Origin of the sequence: Micromonospora sp. NBC_01412 (assembly GCF_045040215.1) — a bacterium.
Lineage (GTDB): Bacteria > Actinomycetota > Actinomycetes > Mycobacteriales > Micromonosporaceae > Micromonospora > Micromonospora rubida.
The window spans coordinates 5492476-5514478 of the sequence record NZ_CP109528.1 but is presented as its reverse complement, the minus strand read 5'-3'; the positions used below and the strand labels follow the sequence as shown (position 1 = coordinate 5514478).

The window sequence follows — 22003 nt, the reverse complement described above, 5'->3', positions numbered from 1 at the left end:
GGGGCACCCCAAGTACAGCCCTGACGGCGGCGCGTTGTGGGCTCGGTTGACCTGCTGCTGCACGTCGGTGCAGGCGGCGTTCTTCGGTTTCTTGAACGCGATGATTATGGCGCCTTCACCACCGGCGCCGTCATCGCCGTCGCGGTACTGACCTTCGTCCTCACCCCCGGCTGGCCCACTGACCCCGCCCCGGTGGTCGGTGGTGCCCGCCCACCGACCACCGGGGCGGGCGCAGGGATGCTTCGTCCCTGGCGCGGCAAGCGGCCAGGACCTGCGTCGGAGTCGGTTACAGCCGTCCCGCCGCCCGGCCCCGGTGCCCCAGGCCGATTGCGAAGTCGGGCGGGAGCGCTTCGATCAGGATGTCTGGGGTTCTGGCATGGGTGCCGCTCCATGGCGGGTGTGCCTCCCGGTGCCTATGGAGCTGAGTCGGATACGACATCAGCCACGCTCGGCGTGCCCGGCGCCCGCAAGCGACGACCCGACGGGGCGGTGGGTGACGCGACGGCGGTGGCCCGACCGGCGGTGATGACGTGGACGACTCAGCTCCAAAGGCGCTGCCCCACAGCATCGACCGCCCCGCCCACAGCTCCGCCCCGGCCACGGTCCCCGGGCCGGCCAGGGAACGCACCCACGACTACGCAACGACATCGCCCGGTCCCCCACCGTCGCCCGGCCGACGGGCTCCTGTCGTGTCGGTCACTACTGTTAGCGTGCCCCTGCGTTGATCATTCTCGGCCAATTCGCCATGAGATCCGGCCGATTTGCCACTGCGGAGGGTGTTCCTGATGGGCTGGCTACCGGTGGGAGACTCCTATGAGATCTCTCTTGTGGACGGAAAGGTGGCGGCCCGGTCCACCGGCTCACGGGCCGGCGGTCGTCCACTGAAGGCGCTGCCGAAAGTGCTGCGCGACGATCCCGAGGTGGACCGGTTGCGCCAGCTCGGCCAGTGGCTGGACCGGCACACCGCCGAATGCCTGGCGCGGGTCGACGCCTGGGTGATGTCCTCGCTGCCGGTGCCGACCGGGCTGCTGGCGCGGGTCTGGCCGGATCCGGCCTGGCGGAACGCGCTGCGCGACCTCGTGGTGCTCGGGGACGACCCGGCCGAGCCGGGCTTCCTGCGGGACGTCACCGACACCGGTGACCTGCGCGTGGTCAACCTCGACGGGGACACCGTCCGGCTCTCGCCGGCCAACGCCACGCTGCCCCATCCGGTGCGCCTTTCCGACCTGGCGGACCTGCGCGAGTTCGCCGACGAACTGGACGTCACCCAGGGGGTCGAGCAACTGCATCGGGGCACCTGGGGCAGGCCCACCAACCTTGAGGACCGCGACACCACGATCACCGACTTCCGCGGCACCACGGTCCCCAACCGGCTGGCCGCCCGGGCCGCCACGCTCGGCTTCCGGGTATCCGGCTCGCAGATCAGGTGCCGGGTCTGGGAGGCCGGCCACACGGTCGAGGCAGCCCTGGGGTTCGACGAGGACTACTGGGACTCCGAGGCGACCCTGGGCAACCTCTCCTGGTCGGTCACAGAGGGGCCGACGCTGCGGTTGACCGAGGTCGGGCCGGTGGCCTGGTCGGAAGGAATACGGATGGCGACGGCCCTGTCCGGCGCTCTGACCGGAACGGGGAAGAGGGCATGACCGGGATGACGACCAGGTCGGGCGAGGATTCGGCCGCGAGTCTGCTGGCCGCCGGCGCGGTGCTGCCGACCGACACCGCCGGGTCCGGCGACCGGGCGGTGCCCCTCACCGCCCGCACCTACCGGCACCCGGCCCTCGACGACCGGCTGGTGGTCCGCCTGGTCGACGCCGCTCTGGGCGAGGGCGAGGACATCGCCGTCGGATTCCTCGGCCTCGCGCCGGCTGCCGAGCCGGCCGTCGTCGGGCTGGGCCCGCGCCGTCCGCTGGCGTTTCCGGAGTGGGTGCTGGTGCACCACCCGGCGGACGGCCGACACGCGTTGTCGGTGGTACCGGAGTTGCAGAAGCTGGCCAAGCAGGTCCGGTCGCGGCCGAAGGCCGCCCTGGACGGGCACCAGAGCGTCGCCGACCGGTTCGCCAGGACGCTGCCGCACTTCCTGCCGACGTTCTTCGAGCAGGCGGCACGGGTGTTCCTGGCCGCCGGGCAGGACACCTACGCGACGCAGTTGTTCAACAAGGCGCGCAAGGCGGAGGCGCAGCACGGCCTGCCGGTCGACCTGAGCCGGCTCGACGAGGTCTACGTGGAGTTCGCGGCGGCCAAGGTGGTCTCCGCGACCGCGCTGGCCGGCCACGCGAAGGAGCTGTCCGCCCAGTTGCCGGCCGACGAGGCGCTGGAGCGGTTCTGCCGGCTGGCGCTGCGGGCCGCTGCCGCCGGCGTGGTTCCCTCCACGCAGTCGGCCAACGCGGTGAACCGGCTGGTCCGTACCGCCACCAAGGCCGCCACCAGCAAGGCCGCCGCCACCAAGGCCGCCAGCAAGGCCGCCGGTAAGGCTGCCGCCGCCGTCGCCGACCGTGAGGCGGCCTACCTGGCCGAGATGGTCCGGCTTCCGGTGGCCGCCGAGGCGCCGGCCGGCTGGTGGAAGGCGCACCTGCCGGCGGTGACGGCGCTGGCCGGCCGCGACCCGGCGATCCGCGGCAGCCTGCTCGACCTGATGCCCGCCGACCGGGACAACCTGGTCATGTGGCTGGCCCTGTTGGCTGACACCGTTGCGCTCGCCGGGCTGTCCGACCCGGACGTGCCGGACCCGGCCCGCCCGCAGGAGGGCTCCGTCGGCTGGCTGCGCCGCTTCGTGAGCCGGGCCCAACTGGACCGCTACCGTGCACCGCGGGAGCTGTACCCACTCGTCGAGCGGATGGCCGCCCGGCTGCGCGCCGAACTCGCCGACAGCGGCGAGACCCTTGCCGCCGCCGGCGATCTGGACCTGCTCGACCTGCTGCTCGCCCTCGACGTGCCGGTGGCCCCGCCGAAGGAACGCGACACCCTGAACCTGGCGCAGTGGGCGAGTGTCGAGGGAGAGCGGGAGTTGCTCGCCCTGGCCGGCGACGACCGGTTCACCGGGGCTTTGCGCCGGGGCCTCGACCCGCTCGACGGCCGGCAGGACGCGCTGCGCCGGATGGTCGAGACGCCGGGCGTCCGGCCGTTGCTGGACGAGTGGCTGCGGGCCCGGATCCGCGACCGGTTCACCACCGGGCTGCCGTACCTGCCCGATTCGGTGGCCTGGCTGGGCAACCTCCCGGTCGAGGCGCTGCGCCTGGTCTCCGACGACCTCGACGGGCCCGGTGAGCCCGGCGCGGGCGGCGAGCTCAGGCAGGCCCTTGACGTCGACCTCGCCGAGCACGTCGCCCGCAGCCTGCGCGGCGGGCTCATCGACGAGCTGGGCTGGCCGGACTGGGAGCAGGCCTGGCAGGAGGTGACCGGCGGCGACCAGCAGGTCGAGCTGACCCTGCAGGAGGCCTGGCCGTACGTGATCATGGGTGGGCCGACCACGGTGCGCGTGCTCGGCGCCGAGGGCATCGTGCTCCGCCACGACCTGCGCATCCCGGCCGGCGACCTGTGGGACCAGCCCGGTTACTACTACGTCGACGGCCAGTTGCTGGTCTTCTGGCGTTCCCGGGCGTTCGGCTACGACGCGTGCGGTTACTGGCACTCGTCGCCCGGCGAGCCGCAGGCCATCAACGGCTATCTTCACGGCGGCCGGCGGCGCCGCAATCAGATCACCCTGCCGCTGGCGGGCGGCGGGCGGACCACCGGCGACGGCGTGCTGCACGCCGGTGACACCGCTGTCCCTGAGGAGCTGCGGGTCATCACCGACGGCACCTCCCACTGGGTCTACCGCGCCGGCGAGGAGAACGGCGACCGCGGCTGGCGCGAGTACGACCCGGCCAGCAACACCTGCGGCCGGCGTAGCCTGCCCCGGTTCCTGGCCGACCTACCGGTGGGCGGAAGCCGCCTCCAGGAGTCGGCCAGCTGGCTGCGGCCAGCCCTCTCCGACCGGGCCACCCCGGCCGCCGCTCCGGTGGACGGTCTGCTCGGCTGGCGGGTGGTCACCCTGCCGGACGACTCGGTACGCGGCGAGGACCTGGCCGGCCGTAGTGTCACCGTGGCACCGGGACAGGAACCGATCGCGGCGCTGGTGCTGCCCGGCGACGACCGGCCGCGGGCCGTCCTCAAGGGTGTCGCCCTGGTCGACCCGGACGGGGTGGTGTCAGCCACCGCCGGAGCGTCGTCCGGCCGGGACTACATCTCCAGGGCGGTCCCGCTGCCGATGCGGGAGTTCCTCGGCAACATGCTGCCCCGGGATCCGGCCGGATCCACCGCGCTGCGCCGGGTAGATCGGGACACCGCCGCCACGCTGTTCAAGGCTGCCCTCGACGAACGCCGCGCCGCTCTGGCCGAAGCGGCCGCGCGGGCCGCGGCCCGGACGGCGACCCGATCCGGGTTGACCGCGGCCACGCAGGCCATCACCGGCCTTCCCGTCGCTGTCCCGGTGTCCATGGTCGGCACTTCGGCAAGCACCTCCGGCGTCAACGCGTCCGCCGCCCGCGCCACCGCCGACGAAGACGACAAGGACGCGTTGGTCGAGCTGGTCCGCTCGACGTTGCCGGCGATCAGCCACGACGCGGTGCTGGCCGGGGTGGCCGGGGTGCTGCGGCTGGCCGCCCGGGCGCGCACCGACCTGGAGGCGGTGGCCGAGCGGGTCACCAGGTCGCTGTCCGCCCCGAAGGCGGTGGCGCCGGTGGTCACCGCGAGCGGGCCCACCGACGAACAGCTCACCCTGGCGCTGGACGGCCTGCGCGGCTCGGCCCACGGGGGGAGCAGCTCGACCCACGCCTTCACCCAGTTCCAGACGCTCGCCACCCTGCGGTCCGCCACCGGCGGCAGCGAACCCGCCGTCCGGCTGCACCTCGACGGACCGGGACTGCCGGTCGCTCTGGACTGGTGGTCCCTGCTCGGCGGTGTCGCGGCCGTCGCCTACCGGGCCGTCGCGGCGGTCACCCCCGACGAACACCGGGAGACGCTGCGTGCCCTGCTCACCGAACTGGACCGGCTCGACCTGAGCGCGGCGGCCGAACCGGCCCGGTGGCGCCGGTGCACGCTGCACCTGCTGGACGAGGACCTCGACAACCCCGACGGCACGCGCCGGCACCCCGGGCCGGGCATCCTGCCGTTGCCCGACGGGGCGTTCATCGCCGTCTTCCGCTACTCCGGCACGAGAACCGGCTACACCCTCGACGCGCTGCACCACGACCCGGCCGGCGTGTTCGCCGTGCCCGAGCCGTACACGGTGCGGTCCTCGGCGCCGGTCGGTGACGAACGGCCGGCGGGCTGGCTGGCCGGTTTCCTCACCGAGTGGACCGCGCGCGGCGCACTGCCCTGGCGGCCGGAAGCGGCCGAGCAGTTCGCCGAGCTGACCGGCGTCACCCCCACCGCGGCGAAGCTGGTGCTGGCCGGCCTTCCGTACGCGGACTCGGCGAACACCGTGCCGCCCGAGCTGCGCAAGGCGCTCGGGGTCAAGCAGATCGGCGAGGTCAAGCTGGCCTTCGGGATGCTGAACGAGGCCAACTCGGAGCTCCGGCGGGCCGTGGTCTCGGCGCTGCTTCCGGCCGACCCGGCCCGGCTGTGGACCGACGGTCCGGACGTGGCCGCCGCCGCGGCGGTCTGGAACGCGGCCCTGGGACGCCGGGTGGCGGTGCCCGAACAGTTGCTCGCCGAGGCGGTGCGCGCGGTCCGGACCGACTGGGGGCCCGCGAAGGCGTTGTCGGCGCTGCTCGACCCCGCCCGTTCGGCCGAGCTGGGCACCGACCTGGCCTTCGAGATCAGGGGCGACCGGGCCCAGCAGGCCGACAGCAAGGCAACCGGATTCACCGGTGGGGTGCTGCGCTCAACGGTCACCCTGGCGGCCTGGGTCGCCCACCACACGCCGGCCGGCGACCCGTGCCGGGCCGCGCTGCCGGCCGCGCTGGCCGCGATCCGGGACCGGCTGGCCAACCCCAACCTGCTGCTCGACCTCAACCAGTACGCCTCCCTGCCCGCGTTCCGCCAGGTGGCCGGCACCCCGTCCGAAACCGGCCCGGGCTGGGAACGGTACGGCGCCATCGTCCTGGCCACCCACGACAACCAACCCTCGCCCGCGCTGCGGCCGGACCTGCTCGACGCCGACGGGACGGACCCGTACCTGCCGGCACTGCGGGCAGACGCGGCCAAGCCGTACCCGATGGAGGTGGCGTTGCGCCTGGCCCGCGACCCACGGTTCGCGGCGCTGCTCGGCGATCCGGGGGAGCCGGGCGGCGGCGCGCGGGCGGCGGACGGCACCTGGTGGCCGCAGGATCCGACCCGGTCGGTGCCCGAACTGGTCGCCGAGGTGTCCGGGGAGCACGGCCTAGGCGCCGACGCGGCGGCGGTGTACCTGATGCTGCTGGCCATGCCGGACCCGACCGACCGCAACACGGCGAAGTGGACCGGCTGGAAGCCGACCCGGCTGAAGGCGGCCCGCGCCGAGCTGGCCGGCACCGACCTGGTCCTCGAGGCCAGCCGGCCCCGGGCCGGCCGGTCGCTGTTCCTGCCCGGCCCGTGGCTGGAGCGCGGCAGCGGACAGGCGCCGATCGAGGGCTGGAAGACCGCCCTGTTCGACCTCGCACCAGACGGTACGGCCGGACTCGGCGTGACCGTGCCGTTCGAACCGGCCGCCGACCTCTACCGGCGGGCCCGGCAACGCCTCCGCGACGGCGACCGGCCCCGGTTCGACAACCTGCCCACCCGCGGCACCCGCCGCTGACCCCTGTGCCGAACACCCCGTCAGAACCAGAGAGAGATCGAGGAACACCAGTGACCGTGACGGAACACGTCCGCCCCGCCGTGGCGGCGGAGATCGCCGCCCAGGTCCTCTCCGCCGAACAGCGGTACGCCGACGAGCTGGCCTTCCTGGCCGCGTACGACGACGGGGCCCGGCCGCCGGGCTGGGCGCTGACCCCGCGCGCCGTGGTCACCTTCATCCAGGGCAGCGACGGCGAGGCGTTGAAGCTGCCCGCCGGCCGGCGCACCGGCCCGGCCGACACCGAACTGCCGGCCAGCATGACCATCCCGGCGAAGTTCGTCGGTGAGCGGAGCCTGGTCGAGCGGTGCGTGGTCACCCTGGCCGGCGAGCGGGGCCTGCTGCTGGTCGGTGAGCCCGGTACCGCCAAGTCCATGCTGTCCGAGCTGCTGGCCGCCGCGGTCTGCGGCACCAGCGCGCTGACCGTGCAGGGCACCGCCGGCACCATCGAGGACGCCTTCCGGTACGGCTGGAACTACGCCCTGCTGCTCGCCCAGGGCCCCACCCCGCAGGCGCTGGTCGACTCGCCGGTGCTGACCGCGATGCGTACCGGCCGGGTGGTCCGGATCGAGGAGATCACCCGCTGCCTGCCCGAGGTGCAGGACGCGCTGGTGTCCCTCCTGTCCGACCGGCGGATGAACGTGCCGGAGCTGAGCGGCACCGAGGACGGCCTGATCCGCGCGGCACCCGGGTTCACCGTGATCGCCACCGCCAACCTGCGGGACCGGGGCGTGTCGGAGATGTCCTCGGCCCTCAAGCGCCGGTTCAACTTCGAGACCATCCACCCGATCTCGGACGTGGATACCGAGACCGACCTGGTCCGCCGGCAGGCCACCGCCGCCGTGCAGCGCGCCGGCGCGGCCTACACCGTGGACGACGCGGTGCTGGACGCCCTGGTCACCGTGTTCCGCGACCTGCGTTCCGGCCGGTCGGGCGAGGGCTGGGACGTGGAACGGCCCGGCACTGTCATGTCCACCGCCGAGGCGGTGCAGGTGGCGGCGTCGCTCGGGTTGGCCGCCGCGTACCTGCCCGGCGGGGACGCGCTCGACCTGGTGCCCGGGCACCTGCTCGGCGTGGTCCGCAAGGACGACCAGAACGACCACGCCCGGCTGCTCGGCTACTGGGACGGCCCGGTCCGCCGCCGCGCCGAGGACGGCTCGGCGATGTGGCGCCGGCTCTGGGACCTGCGGGAGAACCTGCGGTGACGACCGTATCCCGCACGTCGCCCGGTGGGGCTCCGCCGACCGCCGACCCGACGCCGGCCGACCCGCGAGCCGTGGTCGACGCGCTCGCCGGTGCGGTCCGGCCGTACCTGATCGGGGTGCGGCATCACAGCCCGGCCCTGGCGGCGGTGGTCCCGGCGCTGCTCGACGCCGCCGCGGCCGAGGTGGTCTGTATCGAGTTGCCAGCCGACTTCCAGCGCTGGCTGCCGTACCTTTCCGACCCGGCCGCCCGGGCCCCGCTGGCCCTGGTCGGCAGCCACGGCGAGGACGGGCCGACGGGCTTCTACCCGTTCGCCGACTTCTCCCCGGAACTGGCCGCGATCCGCTGGGCCCGACAGCGCGGCGTCGAAGTGGTCTGCTGCGACCTGCCGCTGACCGACCCCGGCTGGAGCGCCGACAGCATCGACCCGGCCACCGACTCCGACCCGACCGCCGGTTCCGAGCCGACCGCCGGTGGCGACCCGGACGCCGGTGAGCCGGTGCCCGGCCTGCGCCGGTCCGGCTACGCCGCCGCCCTCAGCGCCAGCGGCACCGGCCGGGACGGCGACGACCTGTGGGACCGGGTGGTCGAGGTGCGTGCCCCGGGCTGCCCGCCCGAGGCGGTCCGTCGGGCCGCCCTCGGCGTCGGCTGGGCGATGCGTACCGACAGCGCCGGCGGCGACGGCATACCGGCCCGGGACCTGGCCCGCGAGCGGCACATGCGCCGGGTGCTGGCAGAGGCCGGCGCGAACGGCCGGCGGGTGGCCGCCGTCATCGGCGCGTTCCACGCCCCGGCCCTGCTCGCCGCCGCACCGGCCGCCGCCGATGGTGCTCCCGCCCTGCCCGCCGCCGTGTCGACCGACGCCGCCGATGCTCCGACCCGGACGGTCAGCACGGCCGACGCCGCCGCCCCGACCGGTAAGGTCCGGTCCGGGCCGGCCGCCACCGACTGCGGCGGCGGCACGGCGATCACCTCGCTGGTGCCGTACGCGTTCGACCTGCTCGACTCCCGGTCCGGCTACCCGGCCGGGATCCGCGACCCGCGCTGGCAGCAGTCCGTCTTCACCGCCGCCGGCGACCCGGAACGGATCCGGGCCGCCGCCGCCCGGGCGGTCACCGACCTGTGCCGGGAACTCCGCTCGGCCGGGCACACCGCCGGTACCGGCGAGGCCGCCGAGACGGTACGGCTGGCTGGCGACCTGGCCCGGCTGCGGAACCTGCCCGCCCCCGGCCGGGGCGAGGTGCTGGAGGCGGTGACCACCGTGCTCGGCCAGGGCGAGCTGCTCGGCCGAGGCCGAGCGTTGGCCAGGGCGCTGGAGACCGTGCTGGTCGGCGCCGAGCGGGGCCGGATCGCCCCCGGCACACCACGCTCCGGCCTCGGTCCCGCCGTCGAGGCGGAACTCACCGCGCTGCGGCTGCCCAGCCCGGACAGCCCGAAGTCCCGCGAGGTCCGGCTGGACCCGCTGCGCACCGAGCTGGACGGGCGGCGGGAGATCCTGCTGCAACGCCTGCAGATCTGCGGCATCGGCTACGGCGAGCCGATCGCGGTCTCCGGCACCGGCGACGGCGCCGCCCTGACCACCCGCTGGCAACTGGCCTGGACGCCGTCCGTTGCGGCCCGGCTGGACCTGGTCGGCGTACGCGGGGTGACTGCGGCGCTGGCCGCGGCCGGCACCCTGCGGGAGCGGTTCCGCCGGGAGGCCACCGACGGCGGCCCCACCGCCGCGCAGCTGCTCACCGGGCTGCGCGACGCCGCCCGTTGCGACCTGCCCGAGCTGGTCACCGACCGGCTCGAGCTGGCCACCGTGGTGCTGCCGGGCACCGGCACGCTGCCCGAGCTGCTGGCCGCCCTGGACCTGCTGGAGGCCCTGCGCCGCGAGCATCTGCCCGGCACCACCGCCGACGGCCGGGCCCGGGCGGCCGAGCTGGCCGTCGTGCTGCTGGACGCGGCGGTCCGCGGGCTGCCGGGCCTGGCCGGCAGCGACGCCATCGCCGACGCCGCCGCGCTGGTCGACCTCGCGGTCCGCGCCGGCGAGGATCGGATCGGCCTGCGCCTTGACGAGGCCCTCGGCCACCTGGCCCAGGCCGGTTCGCCGCTGATCCAGGGCGCCGCCCTGGCCGCCCGGGTGCTGCTCGACCTGACCGGCCTGGAGGTCCTGGGCAGCCGGGTGGCCGGCTGGATCGACGCGGCGACCGGCCCGGACACCCGGCGGCACCTGCACCGGCTGCTCGGGGGTCTGCTCACCGCGGCGCACCCGCTGCTGCAGTCCGCCCCGGCGGCGCTGGACCCGCTGCTGGAGCGGATCGAGCGGCTCACCGACACCGAGTTCCTGGACCGGCTGCCGGCGCTGCGCGGCGGGTTCGACGTGCTCACCCCAGCGGCCCGGGACCGCCTGCTGCACACCGTCGCAGACCGGCTCGGCGACCGGCTCGAACTGGCCCTGTCCGTCCCGCCCGAGCTGCTGGCCCGCTGGACCGCCGCCGACCTGGCCGGTCGGGCCGCCCTGATCGCCCGCGACATACCGATCCCGGGCCCGTCGAGCGGCTCCACCGACGCCCAGCCCGGGCCGGACACGCCGACCGGCTCCACCGACGCCGAGCCCGGCCCGGACACGCCGGCCGCCCAGCTCACCCCTACGAACCGGTGGCGGCTGCTGCTCGGCCGCCAACCCGACCGGTTGCCGGCCGACGCCCGCCGCTACGCCCGTGCCCTCGACGAGCTGTACGGGGCGGGCCAGGGCGAGGGCGCCACCGACCTCGGCCAGGCGGCCGGAGGCGGCCAGGAAGCCTCCTTCCCGACCGCGCGCGAGTGGGCCGACGAACTCGAGGCGCTCTTCGGCACCGCGGTACGCGAGGAGGTGATCGCCCGGGCGGCCGAGAACGGCCGTACCGACGTGCTAATCGAGCTCGACCCGGCCGCGGTACGCCCCTCGATGGAGCTGCTGACCTCGGTGCTGTCACTGGCCGGTGGCCTGCCGGAGGGGCACCTGGCCAAGCTGCGGCCACTGGTCCGGCGGCTGGTCGAGGAGCTGACCAAGCAGTTGGCCACCCAGGTGCGTCCGGCGCTGACCGGGCTGACCAACCCGCGTCCGTCGCGCCGTCCCGGCGGCCGGATCAACCTCGCCCGTACGCTCCAGGCGAACCTGCGGCACACCCAGCGCCTCCACGACGGGCGGACGGTGGTGGTGCCGGAACGCCCGGTCTTCAACACCCGCACCCGCAGGGAGGCCGACTGGCGGCTGGTGCTGGTGGTCGACGTGTCCGGCTCGATGGAGGCGTCGGTGGTGTGGTCGGCGTTGACGGCCGCCGTACTGGCCGGGGTGCCCACCCTGTCCACCCACTTCCTCGCCTTCTCCACCCAGGTGGCCGACCTGACCGACCGGGTCGACGATCCGCTGTCGCTGCTGCTGGAGGTGCGCGTCGGCGGCGGTACGCACATCGCCGCCGGACTGGCCCACGCCCGCTCGCTGGTGACCGTGCCGAGCCGCACCATCGTCGCGGTGGTCAGCGACTTCGAGGAGGGCTACCCGCTGGCCGGGCTGCTCGGTGAGGTCCGCACCCTGGCCAGCTCCGGCGTGCACCTGCTCGGCTGCGCCGCCCTGAACGACAGGGGGGTTCCCTGCTATTCGGTACCGGTCGCCGAGCAGCTCGTCGCGGCCGGGATGCCGGTCGCCGCTCTCAGCCCGCTCGAACTCGCCCGCTGGGTGGGCGATCGCATCCGCGGAGGATCACGTTGACGGACCGCACACCCACCGCCGTGCAGGCCGACCTGTTGCCGCCGGTGCTGCCGGAGGTCGCCGCCGCGGCGGTGGCCGCCCTGCCACCCCGGCTGCACAAGCGGCTGGACGCCACCGTCGGACGGCTGGCCGGGGTACCGGTCGGCCGGGTCGACGGCGGCGTGTCGGTCGACTGCGGCGCCGAGGCCCTGGTCACCCTGACGCCCGGACCGACCGGCGCGGTCACCGACGCGCACCAGGCGCGGTGCAGCTGCCTGCTGGCGCCCCGCTGTCTGCACCGGACCGCGGTCCTGGTCGCCTGCCCGGTCGCCGACCCGGCCACCCATCCCGACCCGGCGTCCGCCGTCGCGTCGTCCGCTCCGGACAGCCATGGCGCGAAAACCGGCCGGACGGGGCGGACCGGGAGATCGGCCGCCGGTCGTGCCGGCCAGAACACGGCACCGACGAAGGCGCAACGGGCCGCCGCCGGTGCGCTGTGGCGGGCAGCCGCCGCGGTGCTCGCCGCCGGCGCGCCGGCCGCCGGCGCGGTCCCCCAGGCCGAACTGCTGCGGGCCGCGCACGGCGCCCGGCTGGCCGGCCTGCCGCGGGCCGAGAGCGCCGCGCTGCGCACGGTACGTGGCCTGCGCGCCCACCGGGAACGACAGGCCGGCCACCGGCTGGCCGAGCTGGTCGAGGTGCTGCACGATCTGCTGTACGTGGCCGGCCGACTGGCCGTCGGCGATCCCGACCCGGCGCTGGTCGGCATCCTCCGGCGGGCCTACCAGCCGGACGGAGCGCTGGAGGTGTACGGCGTCTGCCGGGAGCCGGTGATCAGCGCGAACGGATACGCCGGGGTGGTCACCCACCTGGTCGCCGCCGACGGGCGCCGGCTCTCCTTCGGCGACGTGAAGCCGGGCGGCCCTGACCGGGCACGGGACTGCGCCCGGGCGGTCACCGAGATGGGCGCGGTCGCGGTCAACCATGCGGTGCTGGCCCGCGGCGGCCTGCGGATCACCGGCACCACCGTTTCCCCGGACGGCCGGCTCGGTGCCGGCAAGGGGGTCCGCGCCAGCCCGCTCACCGAGACCGACTGGTCCACCGGGCCGCTGGCGGAACTGTTCGCCCGCCCACTCGCCGAGGTGGTGACCGCCCAGTTCGCCGCCGCCGACGACCCCGAGGACCCGGCACGGGCGGGGACCGCGCTGGTCGGCTGCGACCTGATGGTTGTGGGTGCCGTCGGTGACCAGGTGCTGGCCCGCGAACTGGCCCCCGCCACCGACGCCGACGCCGACGCCGGACCGGAGCGGGCGCCGGTGCCGGATGGCCCGGTGATCCGGCTGGCGCCGGTCAACTCGCACCCGCTGCTGGCCCACGTGGCCAACCTGCGGCGGCTCGCCGCCCGGCCGGGCCTGCGGATCCGGGTGGTCGGCCGGCTGGACCCGGACCGGGCCAGCACGCTGCACCCGCTCGCGGTCGGCCCGGTGCCCGGTGCCGCCGCGACGCTCCGGCTGCCGGCGGACTGGCACGGCCGGGCGGACCTCGGCTACGACGAGATCCAGGGCGGCCACCTGCCGCCGCGTGACCCGGCTGCGATGACCGAACCGGTCCTCGGCGCGGGCGCCGACGCGGTCGCGGAGTCCCCGCTGTGGCGGGTTCGCCGGCTGGTGGAGCTGGCCGTCTCCGGCGGTCGCCGCGCCGTGGTCGAGGCGGCCCGCGGCGAGGGCGCCGGGCTGACCGGGACGCTGCGCCGCGCCGGCTTCACCACCGCCGCCGCGGTGGCCGCCGCGCTCGCCGACGAGTCCGACCGGCGCGGGCGGGACGCATTCGGTCGGCGTACCGATCCCGACCCGGACCGGTACGCCTGGGCCTGGCTCGCCACAACCGCCCACCTCGCCGCCACCGAGCGGGAGCTGATCCGCTCCTCCTGGACCGCCCCAGGCTCGGTTGATCTCTGACCTGTGCCGTGGAGCGGGATGGGGACACGTGGGTGGTTCGTCCTGCGGCGGGTGTCCTTCGCGCGTCCTTTGGAGCTGATGTCGTCAACGACATCAGGCGGGGGTGATGTCGTCAACGACATCAGCTCCAAAGCGCCCCGGACAGGGGATGTCGCCCCCTCGTGGTGCCCGGCAGTCTGCCCGGCGGCTTCGCCGCCGTGTCGGGTCCAGCGTGTCGAACGCCCGGTCGTCGCACGCGCGGATCACGTCGCGGACGTCGACCTCGCTGGTCCGCCGCAGGACAGATCACTACTGGCTGTAGCGCTCAGCTGCGTCCTCGAAGACCAGCAGGTGCGGAGGCTGACCCTCGCGACGAGGGGTCGAGACAGGAAGGCCGGGACGCAGCACCGGGGCAAGGGACTCGAAGACACCGCTCACTGCCTCGCCCCGGTTGCCCGGAGCGCTTCCTTGCCTCCGAGCCCGCCCACCAACTCCTTCGGCACGATCGTCAGCCACGAGTACCCCCGCAGGTAGCGGCGGCACTCGTTGACGGTGTGCTCGGGTTCGCGCTGCTGCGGGGGATAGGCGCTGGGCGGTAGGCAATCCTCCAGCGCCGTGGCGCCGAGCCCGTAGCTGTACGAGATGTGCCCAAAGCCCGAATCCCACGTACTGGCGTAGGTGTGCAGCACGTCCAGCCACGCCCGCTGAACGACGAGGCTGCCGTCGGAGCCGTCCAGGCGCTCGTCGCTGTCGAGCAGCGAAAGCCGCACCCACCCGGGGGACGCCGGATGGGTGCGGGCACTCAGTATTAGTTGCCGCCGCGCCCGGTGCCCCCGCTCGTCGAACGTCCCGATCTGCAGACTCACCATGTCCGGAAGATCTACGAGTTCCTTCTTCAGCCAGCCGAACCCGGTGTCCGAACAGGTACGCTCCCTGATCTTCGGCGGAACATCGACCCCGCCTCGGGTGACGGCGAGCACGCCGAAGGTGGAGCCGGGTTCCCCAAGCGCCCTGGAGACCCGGGCCGAGAGGGACGCCAGCGTTTCCGCTGCTCGGGCAGAAGCTGCGCCGACGCCCCTTCCAGCCACTCGTACACGACCCCGCCGAGGTCGCTCGTTTCGCCGTCCACGTCCAACTGCAGGTCCACCGGAGGAGGAGGCACGTCGGTCATCACGCCCCGAACTGTGCGCAGGCTGCCCTGACCCGTCTCACGGTCTCGTCCCGATTGGGCCTGAATCGGCCTGCCAACCAGATGAAGCCGGGTCCGGTCGGGGACAGGATACGAACGGAGACACGCTCCCCGAACCTCGTATGGACCTCGATCATCCTCCGGTCAGTATGAGACCCAGGGCCGGCAGAGCCGTGCGAGTCTCCGGCCTGGGCTGGTGGGTGGAGACGCCGTCGTCGCTGATCTGCACCGGTGCTTCGCAGCCGGACGGGGACGCCCCGCCGTCGCCCCGCGCGCTTTTATGGGCTGTCCCTTGATCGCCTGTTGGTCACCGGCGCGACATACCGGGTGGGATGTCGGTACGTGACAGACGATTTCCGTGGCTGGCAGTCGAGCGCCATCGGCCTTTGTCTCCTCTGGAGCTGCCCCGTTTGTGCTATTTACGGGGCGGGAGCTCAGACGGGGCAGCTCTGTAGGGGCCGCCGAGCCTGTTCCCCATCAGGCGGACGGGCATCCCGGACAGGTTGGGCCGGTCGACGCCTATGCGGCGGCGGCCGTTCGGCCGTAGGCACCCGGAGGGGCATCTACGGCCGAACGGCCGGCACGGCTTCGACCGTACGAGAGGTTGCTCTGTCGGCTCAGAGGCGGGTGATGCGTACGGCGTCGGCGACGACGTACCCGGTCGTGCTGGTCCAGCGGCTGACCCCGACGACCTGGCGCGTGCCCGCGGCGAGGTCGTAGGTGCCCAGCACTCGCCACTGCCCGCCGCCGGTGCGCTGGTCGACCTTGGCCGTCACGGTCCCGTTGGCCGTCGCCACCAGGTGGGGCGTGGCGCTGTTGTAGCCGGAGTCGGACGGGTACCAGACCTCGACCCGGTACGAGCCGGCGGCGGGCAGCGTCGCGGTGAACCAGGCCGGGTCGCTGACCGCCTGCGGCTCGGCGAACCGGTAGTTGGCGCCGTACCGCGTGGCGAAGTACGACGACGTGCCCCAGGTGGCCGCGGCGGTGAAGCCGCCGGCGGTGGCGTTGTCCACGATCACGCTGAACGTGCCGCCGGCGCCGGTGACCACCCGCGCGTTGCTGGCCGGGCTCTCGTGGTGCAGCCGGTCCAGGCCGGTCACCAGGTAGCGGTAGGTCGAGCCGGTCGCGGCGGTGGCATCGGTGAACGTGCCGGTGGTGCCCGAGGCGCGGACCGTGCCGAGCAGGTTGCGGGCGTCGGCCAGGTCGCAGGGGTCGACCGCGCCGTCACCGGGCAGCCGGTACACCGCGTACTCGGCGGTGCTGCCGGTGGCGCCGCGCTGCCAGCTCAGGGTCACGCCGCCGGTGCCGCGGACGGCCGAGGTGAGGGTCGGCGCGGCGGGCGCGGTGCCGCCCAGCCCGGCGGGTGCCAGCGCCGGCCGGCGGTAGTGGTCGGCCGCCACCCGGGAGACGGCGCCGATCCGGTCGGCGCGGACGTCCTTGGCGCTGAAGTGGATGTCGCCGGCGACCCGGGGGTAGGCGCGGTTGACCGTGAGGTGGTCGGTCAGCTCGGCCGGGTCCTGCCAGGCCGCGTCCTGCCCCGCCGCGCCGGCGCGGTAGGTGGCCTGCCCGACGAGGAGTTGCACGTCGGTGCCGGTGACGGTCTCCGACCACCAGCGGACCAGCTCCGCGTAGTCGGCCGAGGGGTGGCCGATGTGCCAGTAGATCTGCGGGGCGATGTAGTCGATCCAGCCCTGCTTCACCCAGCGGCGGGTGTCGGCGTAGATCGCGTCGTACGACTGGAGGCCGGTGGTGCGCGAGCCGAGCGGGTCGGTGCCGGCGTTGCGCCAGATGGCGAACGGGCTCACGCCGAGCTTCACCCACGGCTTGATCGCCCGGATCCGGTTGTGCATCTCCTGGACCAGCAGGTTGACGTTGTTGCGCCGCCAGTCGGCGATGTTGCTGAAGCCGGTGCCGTACTGGGCGAAGGTGGCCTGGTCGGGGAAGCCCCCGCCGCTGCCCGGGTACGGGTAGAAGTAGTCGTCCCAGTGCACGGCGTCGAGGTCGTAGCGGCTGACGGCGTCCATCATGGCGTCCTGCACGAAGGCGCGGACGGCGGGGATGCCGGGGTTGTAGTAGAGCTGGCCGTTGTAGGCGACGGCCCAGCCCGGGTTCTTGCGGGCCGGGTGGCTGGCCGTCAGCTTGGTGAGGTCGGTGTGGTTGGCGACCCGGTACGGGTTGAACCAGGCGTGGAACTCCAGGTTGCGGGCGTGCGCCTCGGCCACCATGAAGGCCAGCGGATCGTAGCCGGGGTTGCCGCCCTGGGTGCCGGTGAGCCAGTGTGACCAGGGCTCGTAGGTCGACGGCCAGAACGCGTCGGCGGTGGGGCGGATCTGCACGACGACGGCGTTCATCCGCCGCTGCTGGGCCAGGTCGAGCCAGCCCCGGTACTCCGCCTGCTGGGCGGCCGGGGTGAGCCCGGTGCGGCTGGGCCAGTCGATGTTGGCCACGCTGGCGATCCACATGCCCCGGAACTGCCGTTTCGGGGTGGCCGGATCGGTCACGCAGGCCGCCTGGGCGGCGACCGGCACGGTGTCCGGCATGGTGGGCGGGGAGGCGGTGGCGCCCGTGGGGACGGCCACGCCGAGGGCCAGCGCCACCGTCAGCGCCGCGCCGGAAAGGAATCGACCATAGTCTCTGCGCACGAAGGAATTTTCAATGTTGCCGGGCCGTCGCGCAAGTATCCTTCACGAATTCCACCGTGTACCTGAGATGCGGAGGGTTGGTCCGGGCTGCGGGGGTGGCAACCGGAAGTCCCGGAAGCCATGCACAGGGGGCGAACAACAGTTGGGCGTCGACCGGGCGCGACGGGACGCGGCGTCATCCGGTACGCCCAGGACCCCCGAGCACCCGAATCTGGCCCTTCATGCCGAGAACCCTGGGAGCCAGATAGTCCAGGTCGACGGTCTCGCCCTCTCCGACCGCGACGTCGCACCCGGCGACCGCGAAGTCGTCGGCGCCACCGAAGGAAACGCGGATCTCGACGGCGTTCCGGCCGGCAATCGCCGCGAACCGGTGGATGCCCCAACCGGGAACGGGTACTTCGGCCCCGTTGAGCGACAGGCACGGCCCGGTGGACCGGTACACATCCGCGAACGGGCCTGATGGACAGGAGAACGTGATACGCAGGGACGGACCGGCCTCTTCTCCCACCTCATCGCCGTCGGGGCGAACGTGATCGGCACCTCCATCACGAGGACGATCATGGATCAGCCGCAGCAGGCGAGCCTCCGCCGGGCTCACGGCCTTTCTCGCCTGCCGACTGTTCAGCCAGGCAAAGTACCTTGGGACGCCGATCACGCTCGCCACCAGGTAGAAGCCGCTCCCGACGATCAGCAGCAGGAATACGGCGGTCCTCAGCATGCCGAGGATCGACAGCGCGAGGGCCCAGATCCGGAGGACCGGACGGCCGTACCTGCAGTCGGCGTTCCCCTTCGCGTAACACGCCTCACGGAACTCCACCGGCTTTCCGCGGTCGGCGGGGGTAACGACCGAATGCCCGACCACCGTCTCCACCTGTCGACCGTCAGGAGTCCGGACCGTCACGGCGCAGCGCCACCAGTAGCCGAGGCCGTCGCCGCTCACCGGCCCAACCCGCTGGCAGTCCCCTACGGTGGCCTCGGCCGGCTGCTCTCGGGGCGTGGACTTCACCACCCCGGTGCCGGGATAGAGACTCGCCAGCGTGGCGAAGACGAGGAACGACACGATCACGCCGGCGAGGAGGCCGACCGCCTGCGCGAACAGGGTGAGCCGACCCAGCAACGGTCCGCGCCGCTCGTACGCGGCGATCTGCGCGCGCTGGATCTCCTCCATCTGATCCATCCGGCTCACCCAGCCGCCTCTCGTCCGGCCGCGCCACGAAAGACGCGGCGGTGCAGCCGAAGGTACGTCGGAGCGCCGAGGGTGGCCCTGACGACGGCGATGACGGCACTTCCGCCGAGGATAATCAGGAGGAATCAGCTCCCTGATCCCCACGGTCCCGCCTTTCCCTGATCCGTCTCACGGCCTCATCGCGCCGCAGCCGGCCGGACGGCCCTTGTGGCGGTGACCCGGCGCCGCTAGCCTCGTCCCGCGCAGCGGGGGGAGATCGCATGCGGACGTCGATGCGGGCCGTGCTGTCCGTCGTCATGCTCGTCGGGTTCTACGTGCTGGCCCTCGGGCTGCTGGTGGCCGTCGGCGCCATCGGCCTGGGGTACGGCACCCAACGGGACGCCGACGGCGCGGTCACCGTCCGCCCGTTGGTGCTCGTCAGCGCCTTCCTGCTGCTCGCCGGCCTGCTGGTCGCCATCGGCAAGGTGCTCACTGCCCGCCCGCCGTCCCCGCAGGGGATACGGCTCGACCCGGAGCAGGCGCCCCAGCTCTGGCAGGCCGTGCGGGAGCTGGCCGAGCGGGTCGGCACCCGGGAGCCGGACGAGATTCGGCTCATCGCGCAGACGAACGCGGCGGTCAGCGAGGACGCGCCCCTGTTCGGCCTGCGCGACGGCCAGCGCACCGTGGTGATCGGGCTGCCGCTGCTGAGGACGTACACCGTGGACCAGCTCCGGGCGGTGCTGGCGCACGAGCTGGGCCACTACTCGGGCCGGCACACCGCGACCACGGTACTCGCCCACCGCGGCCGGATGATGATCGTCGAGACGTACCAGAACACCCAGGACGGCCTGCTCAGCATGGTCCTGTCCGGCTACGCCCGGCTGTACGTGGCCGTGGAGCAGGCGATCAGCCGGCAGATGGAGTACGAGGCGGACCGGTACGCGGTCGCTGCCGCAGGCCGCAAGGCGATGACCAGCGCCCTGCGCGAGCTGCGGGTGGTGACTGTCGCCTGGGACACCTACCTGGAGCGGCACGTGCTGCCCGCGTACGACCGGGATCACCTGCCGGAGGACGTGTTCGGCGGGTTCGACGCATTCCTCACGGAGTGCCGCCCGGAGCTGACCGAGCGGAGCGTCGAGGTGGCGACGGAGCCGGCCTGGTGGGAGTCGCACCCGACGATCGGCGCCCGGATCGCCGCGCTGCGTTTCGTGTCCTCGGACGAGGAGGTGGTCGCCGACGAGCGACCGGCGGCCGTGCTGGTCCCGGACCTGGACGAGGTGGGCCGGAAGCTCCAGGCCGCCACCTTCGACCGTCCCGGCCTACGCGTGCTGCCCTGGGACCAGCTCGCGCCGGCGCTGGCCGACCAGGCCGCCCGTGGGCTGGCTCACCCGCTGTTCCAGGCCGCCGCGGAACTAACCGGTCGACCCGGGGCGGACCTCGGTCTGCTGCTGGACCTGTTCGCCGCCGACCGGTACGCCGAGCTGGCCCACGCGCTCGCTCCCGACGCGCCCGGTGAGGACGGCCTGTGGGCACTGAGCGCGGCCTTCGAGGGGGCCGTGGAGGCGGCAGCGGCCGATTCGGGCGCCGCGTTCTGGCGGCACTCCTGGTCGGGGCAGCCGCAGCTGCTCACCGTCTCCGGAGTGGAACTGCCGCTGGGCGAGCTGGTCGAGCTGGCCGCCGACCCCGACACCGTGCCACGGGCGCGGGAGCGGCTCGCCGCGCTGGGCGTCCCCGCACCGGCGCTTGTGGGCACCGATCGGACGCCGGCGCTGCCCTAGATCAGGCACCGACAGTGATGGACAAACGTCACACAGATCCAACCACCACAGACGGTCCCAAAGGGACAACGCCTCGTCACCAAGGGCGCATCCGGACACCTACGGAGTGGTTCACTGGTGTGATCACCGAACGAGGTCAACGCCTCACTCGGACGCGCACATGGGGAGGAACCTTCGTGCCCGCAAGCATCCCTCGGGAGAGAACGTCCAGGATCAGGGTCATCGCGGCCGGCATCGGCGTCGGCCTCGTCGCGGCCGGCGGGGCCGCGTCACTTCCCGCCGGGCCGGCGGTAGCGGCGGCGCCCTCGGCCCTCGCCGTCAACCTCGACTCCACCCCGCCCGGGGCACCCACCGTCTCCCACCCGGGAGACCTGACCACGACGGTGCACGTGCCGGCGACCTTCACCGTCGCCAAGGGCGCCACCGGCGACACCCCGAGCCAGTACGTCTACCAGCTCAATGCCGGCCCGCCGGCCAGCGTCGCGGCGGACAGCCAGGGCAACGCCACCATCGTGATCGCGCCCACCCGGTTCACCAACACCCTGACCGTGACCGGCGTCTCCGGCGGAAGCTTCGGCGAGTCCACCAACGTCACGTTCAACTCGAACCCCGCCGCCCCCGCCGTCGACGGTGACATGACCGGCGACGGGGTCGCCGACCTGCTCACCGTGGGCGCGGCGCACGGCCTGCCCTCCGGGCTCTGGCTCGCCGCCGGCAACACCGCCGGCTCCTCCCTCCCCGCGACCGACATCGGCGCCCTGGGCAACGGGGTCGGGAACAACACCTCTGCCGACTTCGACGGGGCGCAGGTCCTCACCGGCCGGTTCACCGGCACCGGTGTCCAGGACGTCCTCGTCTACTACCCCACCGGCATCAATCCCGGCGGCGCCAGCGTCCTAGCCGCCAACGGCGACGGCTCGGTCCTTCAGGCCCACCTCAGCGGCAACCAGTTCAGCATCTACTCCGGCCAACTCCTCGACCCCGACGGCAACCAACCCCTCCAGCTCGCCAACGCCGGCGACACCCGCCGCATCGACGCCCCGGTCCCGGACCTGATCGGCACCAGCGGCAGCGCCAGCACCGGCCACCACCTGACCTACTACCCCAGCCTCTTTGCGCCCGGCGCCTACATGGGTGTCTTCCACACCACCGCCGTCACCCCCGCTGGCGGCACCGACTGGAACAACTGGACGATCGCCACCGCCCAGCTATCCGGCGGAACCGCCATGTTCCTGTGGAACCGCACCACCTGCGCCCTGCACCTGTGGACCGACCTCACGGTCGACCCGGACACCGGCGCACTCAGCTACACCCCCTACGCGCTGTCCACGTCCTGGAACACCGGCGCGAGCCTCACCCTGCGCGCCGCCGACGCCGACAACAACGGCACGCCCGACCTGTGGACCGTCGGCGCGGGTGGCAACACCGTCCTCTGGCGGGTCACCAACCTCACCGCCGGCACCATCAGCACCCCTGGCACCGGCACCCTCACCGCCGATCCGGCCCGGACCCTGGCCCCCGTGGCCTGACACCCCGTCGACCACGCCCAAGGTCGCCACAGCCAGCCGTACCCGCCCGGCCGGC

Annotated in this window: 10 protein-coding genes; 7 read left to right on the top strand and 3 right to left on the bottom strand. The window is 73.8% G+C overall.

Annotation, left to right across the window (positions count from 1 at the left end):
- Positions 1–785: 785 nt before the first annotated feature.
- Genes OG617_RS24330 through OG617_RS24310 form a run of 5 tightly spaced genes read left to right on the top strand, consistent with a single transcriptional unit; the run spans position 786 to position 13666 of the window.
- Entirely contained in the window at positions 786–1643 is an 858-nt protein-coding gene (locus OG617_RS24330) for a DUF4132 domain-containing protein (protein ID WP_405095287.1), read from the top strand.
- Positions 1640–6757, top strand: a complete 5118-nt coding sequence (locus OG617_RS24325; RefSeq protein WP_405095286.1) for a hypothetical protein — start codon at positions 1640–1642, stop codon at positions 6755–6757. Before OG617_RS24330 ends, OG617_RS24325 begins: the two co-directional genes overlap by 4 nt.
- A gap of 50 nt (positions 6758–6807) precedes the next feature.
- Positions 6808–7998: an AAA family ATPase gene (locus OG617_RS24320; protein ID WP_396680923.1), complete on the top strand. Its 1191-nt coding sequence runs from the start codon at positions 6808–6810 to the stop codon at positions 7996–7998.
- Positions 7995–11732 carry a vWA domain-containing protein gene (locus OG617_RS24315; RefSeq protein WP_405095285.1) on the top strand — a complete coding sequence of 1246 codons (3738 nt, stop codon included), beginning with the start codon at positions 7995–7997 and terminating at the stop codon, positions 11730–11732. Before OG617_RS24320 ends, OG617_RS24315 begins: the two co-directional genes overlap by 4 nt.
- On the top strand, positions 11729–13666 hold the full coding sequence (locus OG617_RS24310; protein ID WP_405095284.1) for a hypothetical protein: 1938 nt from the start codon (positions 11729–11731) through the stop codon (positions 13664–13666). Before OG617_RS24315 ends, OG617_RS24310 begins: the two co-directional genes overlap by 4 nt.
- A 413-nt stretch (positions 13667–14079) precedes the next feature.
- Here the strand turns inward: OG617_RS24310 and OG617_RS24305 are convergent, their stop codons facing one another.
- The 3 genes from OG617_RS24305 to OG617_RS24295 all read right to left on the bottom strand — a co-directional run bounded on the left by OG617_RS24305 (position 14080) and on the right by OG617_RS24295 (position 18653).
- Positions 14080–14625 carry a hypothetical protein gene (locus tag OG617_RS24305; RefSeq protein ID WP_405095283.1) on the bottom strand — a complete coding sequence of 182 codons (546 nt, stop codon included), beginning with the start codon at positions 14623–14625 and terminating at the stop codon, positions 14080–14082.
- An 826-nt stretch (positions 14626–15451) separates the two neighbouring features.
- Entirely contained in the window at positions 15452–17476 is a 2025-nt protein-coding gene (locus tag OG617_RS24300) for a family 10 glycosylhydrolase (protein ID WP_405095282.1), read from the bottom strand.
- 175 nt (positions 17477–17651) lie between these two features.
- The gene (locus OG617_RS24295; RefSeq protein WP_405095281.1) at positions 17652–18653 is read right to left on the bottom strand and encodes a DUF6346 domain-containing protein; all 1002 of its coding nucleotides are present in this window, start codon (positions 18651–18653) and stop codon (positions 17652–17654) included.
- Between the two features lie 269 nt (positions 18654–18922).
- Between OG617_RS24295 and OG617_RS24290 the strand changes: the two genes are divergently transcribed.
- Complete coding sequence (locus OG617_RS24290) at positions 18923–20419, top strand: M48 family metallopeptidase (protein WP_405095280.1); 1497 nt, start codon at positions 18923–18925, stop codon at positions 20417–20419.
- A 176-nt stretch (positions 20420–20595) separates the two neighbouring features.
- Positions 20596–21948, top strand: coding sequence for a hypothetical protein (locus OG617_RS24285; protein WP_405095279.1), 1353 nt, complete (start codon positions 20596–20598; stop codon positions 21946–21948).
- The last annotated feature ends 55 nt before the right edge of the window (positions 21949–22003 follow it).